Source organism: Stutzerimonas sp. LR2, from assembly GCF_055755175.1.
The window spans coordinates 221,866-237,253 of record NZ_JBVTRR010000005.1; the positions used below are offsets into that span (position 1 = coordinate 221,866).

General features: G+C 67.5%; 13 protein-coding genes. 4 read left to right on the forward strand and 9 right to left on the reverse strand.

Features of this window, described 5'->3' with window-relative positions:
- Positions 1 to 22 precede the first annotated feature (22 nt).
- Positions 23 to 427, forward strand: coding sequence for a carboxymuconolactone decarboxylase family protein (locus ACVRRC_RS18655; RefSeq protein ID WP_013981831.1), 405 nt, complete (start codon positions 23 to 25; stop codon positions 425 to 427).
- A gap of 34 nt (positions 428 to 461) precedes the next feature.
- Here ACVRRC_RS18655 and ACVRRC_RS18660 read toward each other — a convergent pair whose 3' ends face one another.
- Both ACVRRC_RS18660 and ACVRRC_RS18665 read right to left on the reverse strand, forming a co-directional pair.
- A complete protein-coding gene (locus tag ACVRRC_RS18660; protein ID WP_472997353.1) occupies positions 462 to 1,517 on the reverse strand; it encodes a serine hydrolase in 1,056 nt (351 codons plus the stop codon).
- The gene (locus tag ACVRRC_RS18665; RefSeq protein ID WP_472997354.1) at positions 1,514 to 2,593 is read right to left on the reverse strand and encodes a serine hydrolase; all 1,080 of its coding nucleotides are present in this window, start codon (positions 2,591 to 2,593) and stop codon (positions 1,514 to 1,516) included. The genes ACVRRC_RS18660 and ACVRRC_RS18665 overlap by 4 nt, the downstream gene beginning before the upstream one ends.
- Positions 2,594 to 2,736: 143 nt before the next feature.
- Between ACVRRC_RS18665 and ACVRRC_RS18670 the strand changes: the two genes are divergently transcribed.
- Positions 2,737 to 3,975: an acyltransferase family protein gene (locus ACVRRC_RS18670; RefSeq protein WP_472997355.1), complete on the forward strand. Its 1,239-nt coding sequence runs from the start codon at positions 2,737 to 2,739 to the stop codon at positions 3,973 to 3,975.
- A 524-nt stretch (positions 3,976 to 4,499) separates the two neighbouring features.
- On the opposite strand, the gene ACVRRC_RS18675 is transcribed toward ACVRRC_RS18670, so the two are convergent.
- From ACVRRC_RS18675 to ACVRRC_RS18700, 6 genes are all read right to left on the reverse strand, one after another.
- Complete coding sequence (locus ACVRRC_RS18675; RefSeq protein WP_285362027.1) at positions 4,500 to 6,701, reverse strand: xanthine dehydrogenase family protein molybdopterin-binding subunit; 2,202 nt, start codon at positions 6,699 to 6,701, stop codon at positions 4,500 to 4,502.
- Positions 6,698 to 7,684 (reverse strand): FAD binding domain-containing protein, encoded by a 987-nt coding sequence (locus tag ACVRRC_RS18680; protein ID WP_152480863.1) that lies wholly within the window; start codon positions 7,682 to 7,684, stop codon positions 6,698 to 6,700. Before ACVRRC_RS18680 ends, ACVRRC_RS18675 begins: the two co-directional genes overlap by 4 nt.
- A complete protein-coding gene (locus ACVRRC_RS18685) occupies positions 7,681 to 8,193 on the reverse strand; it encodes a (2Fe-2S)-binding protein (RefSeq protein WP_013981825.1) in 513 nt (170 codons plus the stop codon). The genes ACVRRC_RS18680 and ACVRRC_RS18685 overlap by 4 nt, the downstream gene beginning before the upstream one ends.
- A gap of 124 nt (positions 8,194 to 8,317) precedes the next feature.
- Positions 8,318 to 8,908 (reverse strand): nucleotidyltransferase family protein, encoded by a 591-nt coding sequence (locus ACVRRC_RS18690; RefSeq protein ID WP_472997356.1) that lies wholly within the window; start codon positions 8,906 to 8,908, stop codon positions 8,318 to 8,320.
- A gap of 7 nt (positions 8,909 to 8,915) precedes the next feature.
- On the reverse strand, positions 8,916 to 9,890 hold the full coding sequence (locus ACVRRC_RS18695; protein WP_472997357.1) for an XdhC family protein: 975 nt from the start codon (positions 9,888 to 9,890) through the stop codon (positions 8,916 to 8,918).
- Positions 9,891 to 9,958: 68 nt separating this feature from the next.
- Complete coding sequence (locus ACVRRC_RS18700; protein ID WP_011912111.1) at positions 9,959 to 10,522, reverse strand: DJ-1 family glyoxalase III; 564 nt, start codon at positions 10,520 to 10,522, stop codon at positions 9,959 to 9,961.
- 130 nt (positions 10,523 to 10,652) lie between these two features.
- On the opposite strand from ACVRRC_RS18700, the gene ACVRRC_RS18705 reads away from it, so the two are divergent.
- Both ACVRRC_RS18705 and trmA read left to right on the forward strand, forming a co-directional pair.
- Positions 10,653 to 11,948, forward strand: a complete 1,296-nt coding sequence (locus ACVRRC_RS18705) for an NCS2 family permease (RefSeq protein WP_011912110.1) — start codon at positions 10,653 to 10,655, stop codon at positions 11,946 to 11,948.
- Positions 11,949 to 12,039: 91 nt separating this feature from the next.
- Positions 12,040 to 13,128 (forward strand): tRNA (uridine(54)-C5)-methyltransferase TrmA, encoded by a 1,089-nt coding sequence (trmA, locus tag ACVRRC_RS18710; protein WP_472997358.1) that lies wholly within the window; start codon positions 12,040 to 12,042, stop codon positions 13,126 to 13,128.
- A 99-nt stretch (positions 13,129 to 13,227) separates the two neighbouring features.
- Here the strand turns inward: trmA and ACVRRC_RS18715 are convergent, their stop codons facing one another.
- On the reverse strand, positions 13,228 to 15,381 hold the full coding sequence (locus ACVRRC_RS18715) for an LTA synthase family protein (RefSeq protein ID WP_472997359.1): 2,154 nt from the start codon (positions 15,379 to 15,381) through the stop codon (positions 13,228 to 13,230).
- Positions 15,382 to 15,388 lie beyond the last annotated feature (7 nt).

Here is a 15,388-nt window from a genome sequence, read left to right on the forward strand (position 1 = left end):
AGCCCATCAAGAGGAACGCTCCATGTCTGCATCGACCCGCTACACAAACGGCCTGGCCAAGCTCGAAGAAATTGACGGCGAAGCCGGGCGCAAGGTCATCGACAGCCTGCAAGCCATCGCACCGGACCTGGCCCGCTACGTGATCGAGTTTCCCTTCGGCGACATCTATCAGCGCCCCGGCCTGGACCTCCCCCAGCGCGAGCTGGCGACCGTGGCGGCGCTCACCGCGCTCGGCCACTGCCAACCGCAGCTGGCGGTGCACGTTCACGGCGCGCTGAATGTCGGCTGCACGCCGGAGCAGATCGTCGAAGTGGTCATTCAGATGGCGGTTTATGCGGGCTTCCCGGCGGCACTCAATGGCATGCACACCGTCAAGACGGTATTCGCCGAACGAGGTTTGCTGCCGACCGGCAACGCCAACGAATGACCAACTGCCGGGCTTGCCTTGCTGCAGGCGCGGCTCAGTTCGGCGGCGCCTCGCTCAGCAACGCCTTGCTGATCGCCTGGCCGACCTGTTCGAACAGGCTGCCGGCTTCCTTGCCTTCGTCCAGGCCTTCGGCGCAGGCCACCACGACGATCGCACGGCGCTCGTCCTGCGGCTCGATCACGCCCACATGGCAGGCGCGCTCCAGCTGCGTGCCAGTCTTCTGGATGAAGGGCACGTCCTCCGGCAGCCCGGCCTCGAGCCGGTAGTTGTCATAGGTATCGAGCTTCATGAAGCCGTACAGCAGATCGCGGCTCTCGGCCGACAGCAACTCCCCGCGCACCAGTTTTTCCAGCATCGTGCCGTAGGCCACCAGGCTGCTGGAGTTGAGCTGGCGGGCGTAGTAGCGCTCGTAGGCCTGCTCCATGCTCGCCGCCTTCAACTCGTCCTGCTGCAGATTGAGTACCCGCGCCAGCGCCTCATAACGCGGCTTGCTGAACGGCGCTGAGGCCAGCTCCACCAGCTGCATGTTGTCCAGCCGGGCGGCATCGGGATGTACCTCGCCGTATACGTCGCGCCGCACCTGGGTAAAGCTGGTGATGGCCTCGAAGTCACCGCCCATGCTCTTGCGGGTGCGCTGGTTGAGCGCATCCTCGCCGACCAGGCGGATCAGCATGTTGGCGGCCGTGTTGTCGCTTTCGATGAGCATTTCCTTGAGCAGGTCGCGCAGCGAGTAATCGACGCCATTGTCCTGCCAGACCAGATCGCCGGAGCCGTCCACCTTGTCCTCCGCCTCCAGCGTCAGCCGCTGATCGAGGCGAAACTCGTCATCGTCGACGCCCTGCAGCACGGCCAGCGCGATCGGCACCTTCACTGCCGAGCCGAGGTACCAGAAGCGCTCGGCGTCGTAACGCAGCTCGGCGTCCTCGCCCAGATGCTTGATGTACACGCCGAGCTTGCCTGGCGACGCCTCGTCGACGCGGCGCAGCTCCTGCTCCAGCCCATCCTTCCAGGTCGCCTCGGCCTGTTCGGTGCAGGCCGTCAGGCCGGCCAGTGGCACCAGCAGTGCGCCCAACGCGATCAATCTGCTCATCTTCGAATCAACCCCGCTGCGGCGACGGCCTCGCCGGTGCCACGCAATGCCCGCTCGGCCTGGGTGGTGGAGGCCACCCCGCGCACGCAGGCGACAATGATCAGGCGCTGGGACGTCGAGTCCGCCGCGCCTGGCTGGTCCACCAGCCCGGCATCGCAGATGCGCGCGCGCTGGGTGCCGGTCTTGTGCGCGAACCCGGTGCCGGACGGCAGGCCAGCCTTGATTCGCCGCCCGCCGGTCTCGACCCGGCGCATCACGCTCAGCAGGTACTCGGTGCTCGCCGGCCCCAGCGCGGTGCCGGCATCGAGTGCCGAGAGCAGATCGCCATAGGCCTTCAGCGTGCCGGAGTTGAACGGCGTGGCGTAGTAACGCTCGTAGGCCTCGCCGAGGCTGATGGGCACCAGCGCGCTGCGCTCCACGCCGATCAGCCGCGGCAGCAAGGCCAGGCGGCCGGCGTCGTTCGGCTGCCGCTTGAGGGCGAGAAAATCCTTACCGGACAGGGTGCGCGCCGCCGGATGCAGTTCGCCATAGATCAGCCGTCGCACATCGGCCAGGGTGGTGATCGGCCCGAAACCCTCGGGCACCAGCTCGCGGGTGATCGCATTGACCTGCTCGATGCCGACCAGCCTGATCAGCATGTCGCTGGCGGTGTTGTCGCTGTGGATCAGCATCTGGTCCAGCAGATAGCGCACGCTCAGCGCCTTGCCCGGCGCATAGCTGTTGGTCGGGCCGGCACCGTCGACATAGTCGCTGGCAAGCAGGGTCACCGGGCTGTCCAGCGTCAAGTCGTCCTGCTCGACACGGCGCATCACCGCGATGGCAATCGGCACCTTGACCGTCGAGGCCAGGTACCAGGCGTCCTCGCCATGGTAGGAGACCGAGATGCCGGTCTGCATGTCCTTGACGTAGACGCCCAGTTGCCCCGGTGTCTGCCTGTCCACCTGCGCCAGGCGCGCCAGGAACGGGCCGCTCCATTCGATGCTGTCCTGCGCCACGGCGCGCTGGGCGAGCGACAGCGTGATCAGCAGCAGACACAGAGCGGCGAACGGTGAACGAAGCTGGGCGGGCAACAACATGGGCCTCCGGATCGAATGGTGCATTTCCCACTTATCCGACCACCGGCGCTGGCGGGCGTGCGCCGGGTCCCGATTACCGGTGCAGCGCAACCGCTGGCGCCGATGCGAGTCCGATGACTATCAACCGACGCAGGAGTGGAGCAGTGGCGCGCACCGAACATTTCATCGGACTGGAGTGGCTGCGCTTTTTGCTGGCCATCTATGTCGTGCTGTTCCATACCGTGCACGCCTACGTCGAGGACGAGCCGACCTGGCTCTCGGAGCTGGCCGGCGTCGGCTTCTTCGCCACCAGCAGCTTCTTCGTCCTCTCCGGCTTTCTGCTGGCGCACGTCTATTGTCGGCAGGGCGAACTGCGCGAGCCGGCGCGGCATTTTCTCGGCAAACGCCTGGCCAACCTCTACCCGCTGCACCTGTTCTCGCTGCTGCTGACGGCCATCGTGCTGACCATCATCGCCAAGCTAGGCATTCCGCCGGACGACGCCAAGGCGAGCCTGCGCTATGTGGTCTACGACACCAACGAGGAGCTCAGCGGCGAGGCCCGCGACGCCCTCGAGTACTTCATGAACAACCGCGAGCTGGCGTTCAACTTCATTCTGCAGCTGCTGATGCTGCATGCCTGGAACCCGCTGTACCTGACGTTTAACCCGCCGCTGTGGTCGATCTCCACGCTGTTCTTCTTCTACCTGTGCTTCCCGCTGCTGGCACCGCGCCTGATGCGCCTGCGCCACAAGGGCTGGTGGCTGCTGGCGATCGCCGCGCTCTACCTGCTGCCGCCGCTGTGGGCGATCCAGCAGGATGCCTACGGCATTCCCGTCACCGGCATGCTGCACCGCATGCCGCTGCTGCGGCTGCCGGAATTTCTCGCCGGCATTCTGCTCTGCGGGCTGTTCCGCGAATGGCGAGCGGCCGGCGGGCAACTCGGCATCGCAGCACGGCTGGCACTGGGGGCCTTCGTGCTGGCGAGCTTTCTGGCCACGATGTGGCTGCTCAAGGGCGAACGCTACTGGTATTTCCTGTTGCACAACGGCCTGCTGCTGCCGGCGCAACTGGCGCTGGTCTGGCTCTGCGCGCTGATCGCCACGCCACGCAGTGCCGCAGTGGTCGGCTGGTCACAGCGCCTCGGCGCGGCCTCGTTGCCGCTGTTCGTGCTGCATGTGCCGGTGTTCATCCTCTTCTCGCGCTCGGAGAAGCTGCTCGGGGCGGTATCGGCCGAATGCCTCGAGGACTGGGCCGATTGCGTGGCTCAGGCGGGGGAACTGGCACTGACGCCGGCCTTCTATCCGCTGTATCTGGGATTGTGCATCGTGGTGTGCGTGCTGGCGCAGGAGCGAGCGGTGGTGCCGGTGAGGCAGTTCCTGCTGAGGCGGGTATTGAAGGTTTGATCCCGGGGCGCGTGAAGTCGCATGCCCACGCGCGCCAGAAAAAGCGAAAGATCGCGACCGAAAACCTACAGGCACACTCGGACCCCATTCCCCGTCAGGAGGCCGAGCGTAGGCGTTGCGTAGGGGCGCGCGAGGCAGGACGCCGAGCGAGGAGCGAAGGGACAGGGACGTCCCTTCGCGACGGCCCCCGGAGCAACGCCGGAGGGAGGGAAGTTTTGCGAAGCAAAACCCGGATGCCGGGTGGCCTTCTTTTTGGTTACTTTTTCTTGGCCAGACAAGAAAAAGTGACTCGCCCAGCAGGGCGAAAACCAAGCCGTCAGGCAACTCGTTATCCTCGTGACGACCCAGCAACCTTTTGCCGCACTGATGGGCTAAAGCCCCCAAAAGGGTCACGCTACGTTCTGATGGTCCACACGCCCCGAACGCAGAGGCCCGCCGTGGCATGCCCACGCAGCGCGGGGACGATCAGCGACTCCATTTCCGCAGCCGACCGGCGGGCCGAAACCCACCCTGCACGCCGGCGACTACAGCAGTTTATCCAGGGTAATCGGCAGGTCCCTTACCCGCCTGCCGGTCGCGTTGTAGATCGCATTGGCCACCGCCGCTGCCACACCGACGATACCGATCTCCCCTACTCCCTTCGACCCGAGCTCGTTGACCACCTCGTCGTGTTCCTCGACGAAGATCACCTCGACCTCGGGAATGTCCGCGTTCACCGGGATGTGGTACTCGGCGAGGTTGTGGTTCATGTAGCGGCCGAGCCGGTGGTCGATCAGCGTCTCCTCGTGCAGCGCCTGGCCGATGCCCCATACCACGCCGCCGACGATCTGGTTGCCGGCCGTCTTCGGGTTGACGATTCGTCCGGCGGCGATCGCACTGACCACGCGACTGACCTTGATGGTGCCAAGGTCCTCGTCGACGCGCACCTCGACGAACACCGCCGAATGGGTCGCGGTCGCCCAGGCGTCGCGCTTCTCGTCAGGCTTGACGCTGGCTTCGGCGTCCAGCGCCCCGCTGACCTGGACGATGTCGCGCAGCGCCACGGCATGTTCACCGGTTTTCAGCCACAGCTGCCCATCGACGAACTCCACCGCGTCCAGACTCGCCCCGGTGAACGGCGAGGCCGGCGACTGCTGCACGGCGTCCAGCAGCTTCTGCCGCAGGCCGGCGCAGGCCCGCTGCACGGCGCTGCCCACCGATGACACGGTGGCCGAACCGCCTTCCAGCGGCGCCTGCGGCAGGCTGGAGTCGCCGAGACGGAATTCCACCTCGCTCATCGGCAGGCCCATCGCGTCGGCGGCGATCTGGGTCATCGCGGTATAGGTGCCGGTGCCGATGTCGGCGGTGGCGCTAGTTACCAGCAGCCTTCCGTCCGCGTCGAGACAGGCGCGAGCAGAGGCAGGCATCTGCATCGCCTCCCAGACACCGGTGGCCATGCCCATGCCGACCAGTTGATGGCCGTCGCGCAGACTGCGTGGCTGCGTCGGGCGCCGCGACCAGCCGAAACGCTCGGCACCCTGCTGGTAGCAGGCACGCAGTTCCTTGCTGGAATAGCGCTTGCCCTCGTTACCGTTGGTCTCGGTGTAATTGCGCAAGCGCAGCTCCAGCGGATCGATACCGATTTCATAAGCCAGCTCGTCCATCGCGCACTCCAGCGCATAGACGCCAATGGTCGCCCCCGGGGCGCGCATGTCCAGCGGGGTATAGACGTCCAGCGGTGCCAGACGGTAGCCGAGGCGCACGTTGTCGCAGGCGTAGAGCATGCCGGACCACTCCACCTCGTGCTCGGTGAAGTCCTCGAAGCGCGAGGTCTGGCCGATGGCCCTGTGCTCGATGGCCTGCAACCGCCCTTCGCCATCGGCGGCGAGCTTGAGCTGCTGGACGGTCCGCGGGCGATAGCCGAAGGTGAACATCTGCTGGCGAGTCAGCTCGACGCGCACCGCGGCCTTGAGCTTGAGCGCGGCCATTACTGCCAGCGGCAGCTGGTACTGCGGGCGCAGGCCGGAGCCGAAGGCACCGCCGACGAAGGGCGACAGCACGCGGATCTTGCCCTCCATGTCGAACACCTGCTCCAGGTAGCGCTGGCAGTTCTGCACGCCCTGGGTCTTGTCGTGGATCAGCAGCTCCCCGCCCGGCTGATACTGGACGATGGAAGCATGCGGCTCCATGGGGTTGTGGTGTTCCACCGGGGTCTCGTACTCACGGTCGATGCGATTTGCCGCCGCCGCGAACGCCGAGTCGAAATCACCACGCGGCTCGGGGAGCTCGGCAGGCGCATCGTGGGCCTGATCGCGCACGGCCTGCAGATCGGTCTGGTGTGCCTCGACTTCGTATTCGACTCGCACCAGGCTCGCCGCATGGCGCGCCAGCGCTTGGGTCTCGGCCACCACCAGCGCCAGAGGCTGGCCGCTGTAGAGCACACGGTCGTTGTACAGCGGGCGGAACGGCGAGCCTTCGGCGGCATCGTCATCCTCGTAGGGCTCGTCGTAGCTGGCCACCGGCGGTCGGTTCTGATGGGTCAGCACCAGGCGCACGCCGGGCAGTGCCTCGGCCGCGGCGGCGTCGATGCGCGTGACTCGGCCACGGGCGATGCGGCTCGAGACCACCGCGCCGTAGAGCAGCCCCGGCACCTCGGCTTCGGCGGCATAGCAGGCCTTGCCGGTGACCTTGAGCGGGCCGTCGACGCGATCCAGCGGCTTGCCGAGTGGAGAGTTGGCACTGTTCATCGGACGGTTCCTCCGGCGGCTTCGGTGAGCGCGCGCACGATGGCGCGATGGGCCAGGTCGATCTTGAAGGCATTGTCGGCAAGCGGTTGCGCACCTTGCAGCAGGCGATCGGCCGCCGCGGCGAACCTCGCCGGCTCGGCGCGCTGACCACTGAGCAGGTCTTCGGCTTCCTCCAGGCGCCAGGGCTTGTGGGCCACGCCGCCCAGGGCGATGCGTGCGCGACGGATGATGTCGCCATCGACCTCCAGCGCGGCGGCAACGGAGACCAGCGCGAAAGCGTAGGACGCGCGGTCACGCACCTTGAGGTAGGCGCAGTGGCTGGCGAAGCCCTCCACCGGCAGTTCGACGGCGGTGATCAGCTCGCCCTCGGTGAGCACGTTGTCCAGCTGCGGCTGGTCGCCGGGCAGGCGGTGAAAGTCCACCAGGTCGACGCGCCGCTGGCCATGCGGCCCTTCGATGTGCACCCGCGCGTCCAGCGCCGCCAGCGCGACGCACATGTCCGAGGGATGCACGGCGACGCACGCCTCGCTGGCACCGAGGATGGCGTGGATGCGGTTGCGCCCGTCGTGTGCGCCGCAGCCGGACCCTGGATCGCGCTTGTTGCACGGGGTGGCGGTGTCATAGAAGTAGTAGCAGCGGGTGCGCTGCAGCAGATTACCGCCGGTGCTGGCCATGTTGCGCAGCTGGGGCGATGCCCCGGCAAGAATGGCCTTGCTCAGCAGCGGGTAGCGCTGCTCGATCTGCGGGTGCCAGGCCAGGTCGGCGTTGCTCACCAGAGCACCGATGCGCAGGCCACCCTCGGCTGTCTGTTCGATCTCACGCAGCGGCAGGCCGTTGATGTCGATCAGCTGGCCCGGATGCAGCACGTTTTCCTTCATCAGGTCGAGCAGGTTGGTGCCACCGGCGATATAGCGGCTGTCCGGCCCGTGCAGGGCGATGGCCTGGTCGATACGTTCGGGGCGCTGGTAGCTGAACGGCGTCATTGCGCACCCTCCTGGCCACGTAGCACCGGCAGTGCCTCCTCGATGGCGGCGAGGATGTTCGGATAGGCGCCGCAGCGGCAGAGGTTGCCGCTCATGTGTTCGCGGATCTCGTCGCGGCTGCTGGCGCGGTGCTCGGCCGCGAGCCCGGCCGCCGAGCAGATCTGCCCCGGCGTGCAATAACCACACTGGAAGGCATCGTGCTTGACGAAGGCGGCCTGCAGCGGGTGCAGCGCCTCGGTGCTGGCCAGGCCCTCGATGGTGGTCAGACGCGCGCCGTCGTGCATCACCGCCAGGGTCAGGCAACTGTTGATGCGCCGCCCGTCGAGCAGCACCGTGCAGGCGCCGCACTGGCCGTGATCGCAGCCTTTCTTGGTGCCGGTCAGGCCGAGCTGGTCGCGCAGCAGGTCGAGCAAGGTGGTCCAGGGTTGCACCTGGAGCTCACGGCGTTCGCCGTTCAGCTCCAGGCTGATGGTGCAGGTCTGGCCTGCAGCTGAAGAATGTTCGCTCATGGCAGCCTCACGGTTTGGGCATTGGTGTGCGCTGTCCGTGCGTCTTGGGGTACGACTGGCGTGGCGCCGAAATCGTTCAGCTCCCTGAGCGGGGGCCGGAGCATCTCCGTGCAGGCTTATCGGATCAGCACCGCCGGCGATCGCCCGGGTGGTCGATGTCCTGCAACACGCCGGGGTCGTCCACCTCCAGCTGCTGCACGGCATGCCGGGCGAACAGCGCCTGGGCACCGCGATCGCCATCGAGCTGCAGCAACCGTTCGCGATGAGCGCCACCAATCCCGCGCGGATGGCCGGGCCGCCCCTGATGGACAGGCACCACCAGATTGTCGTGGTCGATCGCCGCGACGATGGCCCGCAGGGTCGCTGGCTGGACATAGGGCATGTCGCCCAGCGCCACCAGCCAGCCGCGGGCCGCCGGTGCATGGGCGACCGCCTGGGCCAGGCTATGACCGAGGCCACGGGTCTCCACCAGCAGCCGCTCGCAGTCCCCGGCATGGGCGCCAAGCCAGTCGTGCAGCGGACCATTGTCGGCGCGGGTCACCACCAGCAGCCGCTCGGCGACGCCGCGCAGGTTCGCCAGCGTGGCGGCGAGCACCGGCGGCGCCGGCGCATCGCTGAGGCTCGGCGCCAGCAGCTTGTCCGCACCACCGGCCGCGCGGTAACGGCTGCCCTGCCCGGCGGCGAGCACGACGGCGCAGACACCGGCACCAGGCACCCTGCGCTCAGGCACAGCGCTGCTGCGCCGACAGGCTCGGCGCCAGGGCGCCATTCTTCAGCGCCACCACCTCGGCCATCAGCGACAGGGCAATTTCCGCCGGCGTGCGGCTGCCGATGGGCAGCCCGATGGGGCCGTGCAGGCGCTGCACCTGGCGCTCGCCAAGACCCAGCGAGAGCAGGCGCGCCTTGCGCTTCTCGCTATTGACCCGCGAGCCCAGGGCGCCGACGTAGAAGGCTTCGGACTGCAGCGCGGTGAGCAGCGCCATGTCGTCCAGCCGCGGGTCGTGGGTCAGCGCGACGATGGCGGTGTGCGCATCCGGCTCGATGGCCAGCACGGCGTCGTCCGGCATGCCGGGCACGAAGCGCACGGCGGCCGGATTCCAGTCGTGGGCATAGCCTTCGCGTGGGTCACAGATCAGCACCTCGAAGCCGAGGCCATGAGCCAGGTCGGCGACATAGCGCGACAGCTGCCCCGCGCCGATCATCAGCAGGCGCCAGGCCGGACCGAATGGCGCGCGCAGGGTATGGCCATCGAACTGCAGCACAGCCTCACGCCCGGCGGGCTGCAGGACGACCGCGCCGCTGGCCATGTCCAGCCGGCGCAGCAGCCGCTCGTGTGCGGCGCAGCGCGACAGCAGCTCGTCGATCCAGCCGGCATCGCGCAATGGCTCCTGTAGCAGGCGCAGGGTGCCACCGCAGGGCAGGCCGAAACGCGCGGATTCCTCCTTGCTCACGCCATAGGTGATCAGCTGGCAGGTCGACGGTGGCTCATCGGCCATGACCCGGGCGAGCAGGTCGTCCTCGACGCAGCCACCGGACACCGAGCCCTCGACACGGCCGTCACCGCGCAGCGCCAGCAGCGAGCCCTCCGGGCGCGGCGCACTGCCCCAGGTTTCGATCACCGTGTAGAGCACCACCGCGTGACCGTCACGCAACCAGTCGCGGGCACGCCGCAGCACTGCCAGATCGACACTGTCCATCGTTCTCCTCGAATTCACTGTTTGCACCGGCTGGCCGGCATGCAAGCAGTGACCGATGGGCTGCGTGGTTAGTTCGTCGCCGGCACCAGCATGGCGTCAGCCACCTCGCGCCGCTTGCCGCGACCGGCCAGGCGCTCCACCAGGGTCAGGGCGAACTCCAGGGCGGTCGCCGGGCCCTGGCTGGTGATGCAGTTGCCGTCCACCACCACCGGCTGGTCGAGGAAATGCGTGCCGGTGAGGTTGTCGCTCATGCCTGGGTAGCAGGTCACCTGGCGGCCCTTGAGCACGCCGTAGGGGTGCAGCGCCACCGCCGGCGCGGCGCAGATCGCCGCGTAGTCCAGTCCGGCGCGGGCCTGCTGGCGTACGCGCTCGGCCAGTGGCTCCAGCTCGCCGAGGGTCTTCGCGCCGGGCATGCCGCCGGGCAGCACGATGAGGTCGAAGTCCTGCGCCAGCACATCGAGCAGCATGGTGTCGGCAGTGATCCGGGTGCCGCGCGCACAGGTCAGCATGCGCCGTTCCTCGGCGCTGGCCACCACCACGTCGAACTCGGCACGGCGCAGCACGTCGATCAGGGTGACGGCCTCCAGGTCTTCGGAACCGTCGGCGATCGGAATCAGGACACGTTTGCTCATGGCGTTCACCTGCTCAATGGAAATTCAACCGCGCTGCCGGCCGGTGTAAGATGCCCGGCTTTTGCGACGACAGGCCAGCCGCCCGCCAGAGGCGACGGCCCCACACTTAACCGGCACAAGAGGATCGACCATGCTGGAAAAGCTGTTTCAACTCAAGGCGCACAACACCACGCTGCGCACCGAGATCCTGGCCGGCATCACCACCTTCCTGACGATGGCCTACATCCTCTTCGTCAACCCGAGCATCCTCGCCGAGACCGGCATGGACCACGGCGCGGTGTTCGTCGCCACCTGCCTGGCGGCAGCCATCGGCTCGGCGATCATGGGTCTGGTCGCCAACTACCCGATCGCGCTGGCACCGGGCATGGGCCTGAACGCCTTCTTCACCTACACCGTGGTGCTGACCATGGGTTACACCTGGCAGACCGCGCTGGGTGCGGTGTTCCTTTCCGGCCTGATCTTCTTCGGGCTGTCGATCTTCAAGATCCGTGAATGGATCATCCACAGCATTCCGCTGGCCCTGCGCGCCGGCATTGCCGCCGGTATCGGCCTGTTCCTGGCGATCATCGCCCTGAAGAACGCCGGCATCGTCGTCGACAACCCGGCCACCCTGGTTGGCCTCGGCGACCTCAGCGCCGGCGGCCCGCTGCTGGCGTGCTTGGGCTTCTTTCTGATCGCCGCGCTGGCCTACCGCAAGGTCACCGGTGCGGTGATGATCGGCATCCTGGTGGTCACCGGCCTGTCGATCCTGCTCGGCCTGTCGCAGCTCAACGGCGTGGTGTCGATGCCGCCGTCGCTGGCGCCGACCTTCATGCAGCTGGACATCATGGGCGCGCTGGATATCGGCCTGATCAGCGTGATCTTCGCCTTCCTCTTCGTCGACCTGTTCGACACTTCCGGCACCCTGATCGGCGTGGCGCAGAAAGCCGAGCTGCTGGACAAGGACGGCAAGATGCCGCGCCTGGGCCGCGCCCTGCTCGCCGACAGCACCGCCACCATGGCCGGCGCGGCGCTGGGCACCTCGACCACCACCAGCTACATCGAATCCGCCGCCGGTACCGCTGCCGGTGGCCGCACCGGCCTGACCGCCTGCGTGGTCGCCCTGCTGTTCCTGCTCAGCCTGTTCTTCGCCCCGCTGGCCGGCGCCGTGCCGGCCTATGCCACCGCCCCGGCGCTGCTGTTTGTCGCCGTGCTGATGATGAGCAGCCTGGCCGGGATCGACTGGGACGACCTCACCGTCGCCGCGCCGGTGGCCATCGCCGCGCTGGCCATGCCGCTGACCTTCTCCATCGCCAACGGCATTGCCTTCGGCTTCATCGCCTGGACCGCCATCAAGCTGCTGGCCGGCCGCTGGCGCGAGCTGAGCCCGGCGATGTGGGTGCTCTCGGCACTGTTCGTGGTCAAGCTGGGCTGGTTTACCGGCTGATCAGACCGTACACGTTCGCGGCCGCTCCCACTGTCCGCCCGGAAGTGGGCTTGGCCGCGAAGCTCCTGAAACCTCTGCACGAAGCCCTGCCATGCCGCTGCCCCAGCTCGACCCCGCCCAATACGACGCCCAACTCGCCGAGAAAGCCGCCCGGCTGGAGGAGCTGCTGGCACCGTTCGATGCACCGGCAGCGGAAGTCTTCGATTCGCCGCGCGAGCATTACCGCCTGCGTGCCGAGTTCCGCCTGTGGCGCGAAGACGGCCAGCGCCATTACGCGATGTTCGAGCAGGGCGACAAGCACAAGGCGATCCTGATCGACGACTTCCCTATCGCCAGCCGCCGCATCAACGAGCTGATGCCGCAACTGAAGGCCGCCTGGCAGGCCTCGGAAGTACTCAGCTTCAAACTGTTCCAGGTGGAATTTCTCACCACCCTGAGCGGCGATGCGCTGATCACCCTCGCCTACCACCGCCCATTGGACGAGGCCTGGCAGGCCGAAGCCGAGCAGCTCGCCGCAGACCTCGGCGTCAGCCTGGTCGGCCGCTCCAAGGGCAAGCGCATCGTCATCGGGCGCGATTACGTGGAAGAACAGCTGGTGGTCGCCGGCCGCAGCTTCCGCTACCGCCAGCCGGAAGGCGCCTTCACCCAGCCCAACGGCGAGGTCTGCCAGAAGATGCTGAACTGGGCGTACGAGGCGCTCGGCGAACGCGATGAAGACCTGTTGGAGCTGTACTGCGGCAACGGCAACTTCACCCTGCCGCTGGCCACCCGCGTGCGCCGCGTACTGGCCACCGAGATCAGCAAGACCTCGGTCAACGCTGCGCTGGCCAACATCGAAGACAACGGCCTCGATAACATCGAGCTGGTGCGCCTCTCCGCCGAAGAACTGACCCAGGCGCTGAACGAGGTGCGCCCGTTCCGCCGCCTCGCCGGAATCGACCTGAAGAGCTACGACTTCGGCAGCGTCTTCGTCGACCCGCCGCGCGCCGGCATGGACCCGGACACCTGCGAACTGACCCGTCGCTTCGAGCGCATCCTCTACATCTCCTGCAATCCGGAGACCCTGGCGCAGAACATCGCCCAGCTCGCCGATACCCATCGCATCGAGCGCTGCGCGCTGTTCGATCAGTTCCCCTACACCCACCACATGGAAGCCGGGGTGCTGCTGGTTCGCCGCTGAGGCAGCAGCGCGCTCGCCAGCCTCGGCACGCCACTTGCTGCTCGGCGCTTCGCGGGCACGGCCTGGCCGCGCGGGCGAGCGCTCGGCGCACTTGAGCCCTCAGCCCTCGCGGGGGCCGCGCTGGCCCTTCGGCGCAATCGGTGGTTCACCGTCGGCGGCAGCGCGCGCCAGCGTTTCTCCGGTTGCCGTCTCCTTCCGCTCACGATCGCCCGCGGTGTTGGCCAGCAGGCTGCCGGTGGCCACCTGCAGATAGGCCTGCAGCTGGCGCAGCATCGACGCCGCGTTGGCGGCATCCTCGATCCGCTGGGCGCTGGCATCGGCACCGAGGCGATAGCGGTAAAGGCGCGGCTCGAGGTCCTTGGGCTGTACCAGGATCTGCTCGCCGCGGATCATCGCCACGGTCTGGTCGCTGCCCGAGGGTTTGATGATGCCGAAGCCCGGGTCACGTTCATCCAGTGCCAGCAGGTCGCGACCCCAGCACTGATGGCGCACCTCGCCCCCGAGGCGGCCCATGATGGTCGGCACCACGTCGACCTGGGTACCCACCACTTCGCGCCGGCTGCCGAACTGCTCGGTGACGCCCGGGGCGATCAGCAGCAGCGGCACGTGGAAGCGGAACAGATCCATCTCGGTGAGCTGTTCCGGCGCGCCGAAACCATGGTCGCCGACCACGACGAACAGGGTGTCCTTGTACCAGGGCTGGCGCTTGGCCTGCTCGAAGAAGCGGCCCAGCGCCCAGTCGGAATAACGCATGGCGGTCAAGTGCGCATCCTGCGAGCCATGGCCGGCGACCGCCGGCACTGGCAGCGGGTCCGGCAGCGCATAGGGTGTGTGGTTGGACAGCGTCTGCAGCAGTGCATAGAAGGGCTCGTCCGGTGCCAGCGCGCCGAGCTCCTGCACGGCGCGGTCGAACATGTCCTGGTCGGAGACGCCCCAGGTCGGGTCAGCCACCACCGGGTCGACGTAGTCGTTGCGCCCGACGAAACGGGTCATGCCCTGGTTGCCGAAGAAGCCGGCCTGGTTGTCCCAGGCGAAATCGCCGTTGTAGACGTAGACGTCATTGAACGCCCGGGCGCTGAGCAGCTGCGGTAGCCCGGAGAAGCGGTTGCCGCCCTCCGGTGACTGCATCAGGTACTCGAACCCCGGCAGATTGGGAAAGCACGCCATGCTGGCGAACATGCCCTGGTGGGTGTGGGTGCCGTTGGCGAAGAAGCGCTCGAACAGCAGGCCCTCACCGGCCAGGCGGTCGAAGTGGGGTGTGATGCCATCGCGGCTGCCCAAGGCGCCGACATAGCGCCCGGCGAAACTCTCCATCAGGATGACCACCACGTTACGCACCGGCAATCGACCGGCCTCCGGCGCCCGGTAGTCGCGGCGCACAGCGGCCAGCTCCGGGTCGGCCAGCTGGTCGTTGCCGGTCAACAGCAGCTCGCGGGTGACCGCCAGGGCCTCGTCCTCGGGCAGCACGGCTTCCCAGGCGTTGTCGCGATGATCGGAATAGCGGTTCTTCGCCGCCTCGTAGAGGGTCAGCGCCGGGTTCAGGCCGAGCTGGTTGATGAACACCGAGTCGGTGGTGAAGGCATCGCCCCAGCGTAGCGGCGGGCCCTGACGCAGGGTGCCGCGAGCGGCGACCACGCTGATCAGGACCAGCACCAGCAGCGTGGCGCCACGCCAGTGCCAGGCCAGCGGCGGACGAGCTGGCGAGCGGCGCATCTGGCTGACGCCGCGCGGCCGGCAGCGACCGTCGAGCCAGCGGAGCAGCAGCGCCCAGACCAGCGTCAGCCCGCCCCAGACGCTCAACAACGTGACCACCGGAAAGCCGTGCCAGAGCATGCTCAACACCGTGGCCGGGTCCTCGCCGAGGTATTGGAAGACCAGCGCATTCAGCCGCTGATGAAACTCCTGATAGAAGTTCAGCTCGATCACGCCGAGCAGGATCGCCAGACTGGCGCAGGCGGTAAGCCAGACTCGCTGCAGCCTGCGCGCGGCCATTGCGCGCGGGCTAAGCACCGCCAACGACAGCGGCACGAAGATATATACCAGCACGCGCAGGTCGAAACGCAGGCCGTTGCCGAAGCCTTCGAGCAGGGTGGCCAGCGAGGCGTCACCAAGCAGCTCGCGGTTGAACAGCAGCAGTGCCAGGCGCAGCAGTGCCAACAGCGTCAGCAGTGCGAGCGCAGTGCCAGCCATGAACAGCAGATGGTGGCGTAGTCCGGGCTGGACAGCCTGCGCGCGGGCGGTTGCGTCGGTCATGGGAAAG

What these genes read in the sequence shown, in the direction of transcription:
- ACVRRC_RS18655 (WP_013981831.1), top strand. Translation starts at nt 23, where the DNA reads ATGTCTGCATCGACCCGCTACACAAACGGCCTGGCCAAGCTCGAAGAA.
- ACVRRC_RS18660 (WP_472997353.1), bottom strand. Translation starts at nt 1,517, where the DNA reads ATGAGCAGATTGATCGCGTTGGGCGCACTGCTGGTGCCACTGGCCGGC.
- ACVRRC_RS18665 (WP_472997354.1), bottom strand. Translation starts at nt 2,593, where the DNA reads ATGTTGTTGCCCGCCCAGCTTCGTTCACCGTTCGCCGCTCTGTGTCTG.
- ACVRRC_RS18675 (WP_285362027.1), bottom strand. Translation starts at nt 6,701, where the DNA reads ATGAACAGTGCCAACTCTCCACTCGGCAAGCCGCTGGATCGCGTCGAC.
- ACVRRC_RS18680 (WP_152480863.1), bottom strand. Translation starts at nt 7,684, where the DNA reads ATGACGCCGTTCAGCTACCAGCGCCCCGAACGTATCGACCAGGCCATC.
- ACVRRC_RS18685 (WP_013981825.1), bottom strand. Translation starts at nt 8,193, where the DNA reads ATGAGCGAACATTCTTCAGCTGCAGGCCAGACCTGCACCATCAGCCTG.
- ACVRRC_RS18695 (WP_472997357.1), bottom strand. Translation starts at nt 9,890, where the DNA reads ATGGACAGTGTCGATCTGGCAGTGCTGCGGCGTGCCCGCGACTGGTTG.
- ACVRRC_RS18700 (WP_011912111.1), bottom strand. Translation starts at nt 10,522, where the DNA reads ATGAGCAAACGTGTCCTGATTCCGATCGCCGACGGTTCCGAAGACCTG.
- ACVRRC_RS18705 (WP_011912110.1), top strand. Translation starts at nt 10,653, where the DNA reads ATGCTGGAAAAGCTGTTTCAACTCAAGGCGCACAACACCACGCTGCGC.
- trmA (WP_472997358.1), top strand. Translation starts at nt 12,040, where the DNA reads ATGCCGCTGCCCCAGCTCGACCCCGCCCAATACGACGCCCAACTCGCC.
- ACVRRC_RS18715 (WP_472997359.1), bottom strand. Translation starts at nt 15,381, where the DNA reads ATGACCGACGCAACCGCCCGCGCGCAGGCTGTCCAGCCCGGACTACGC.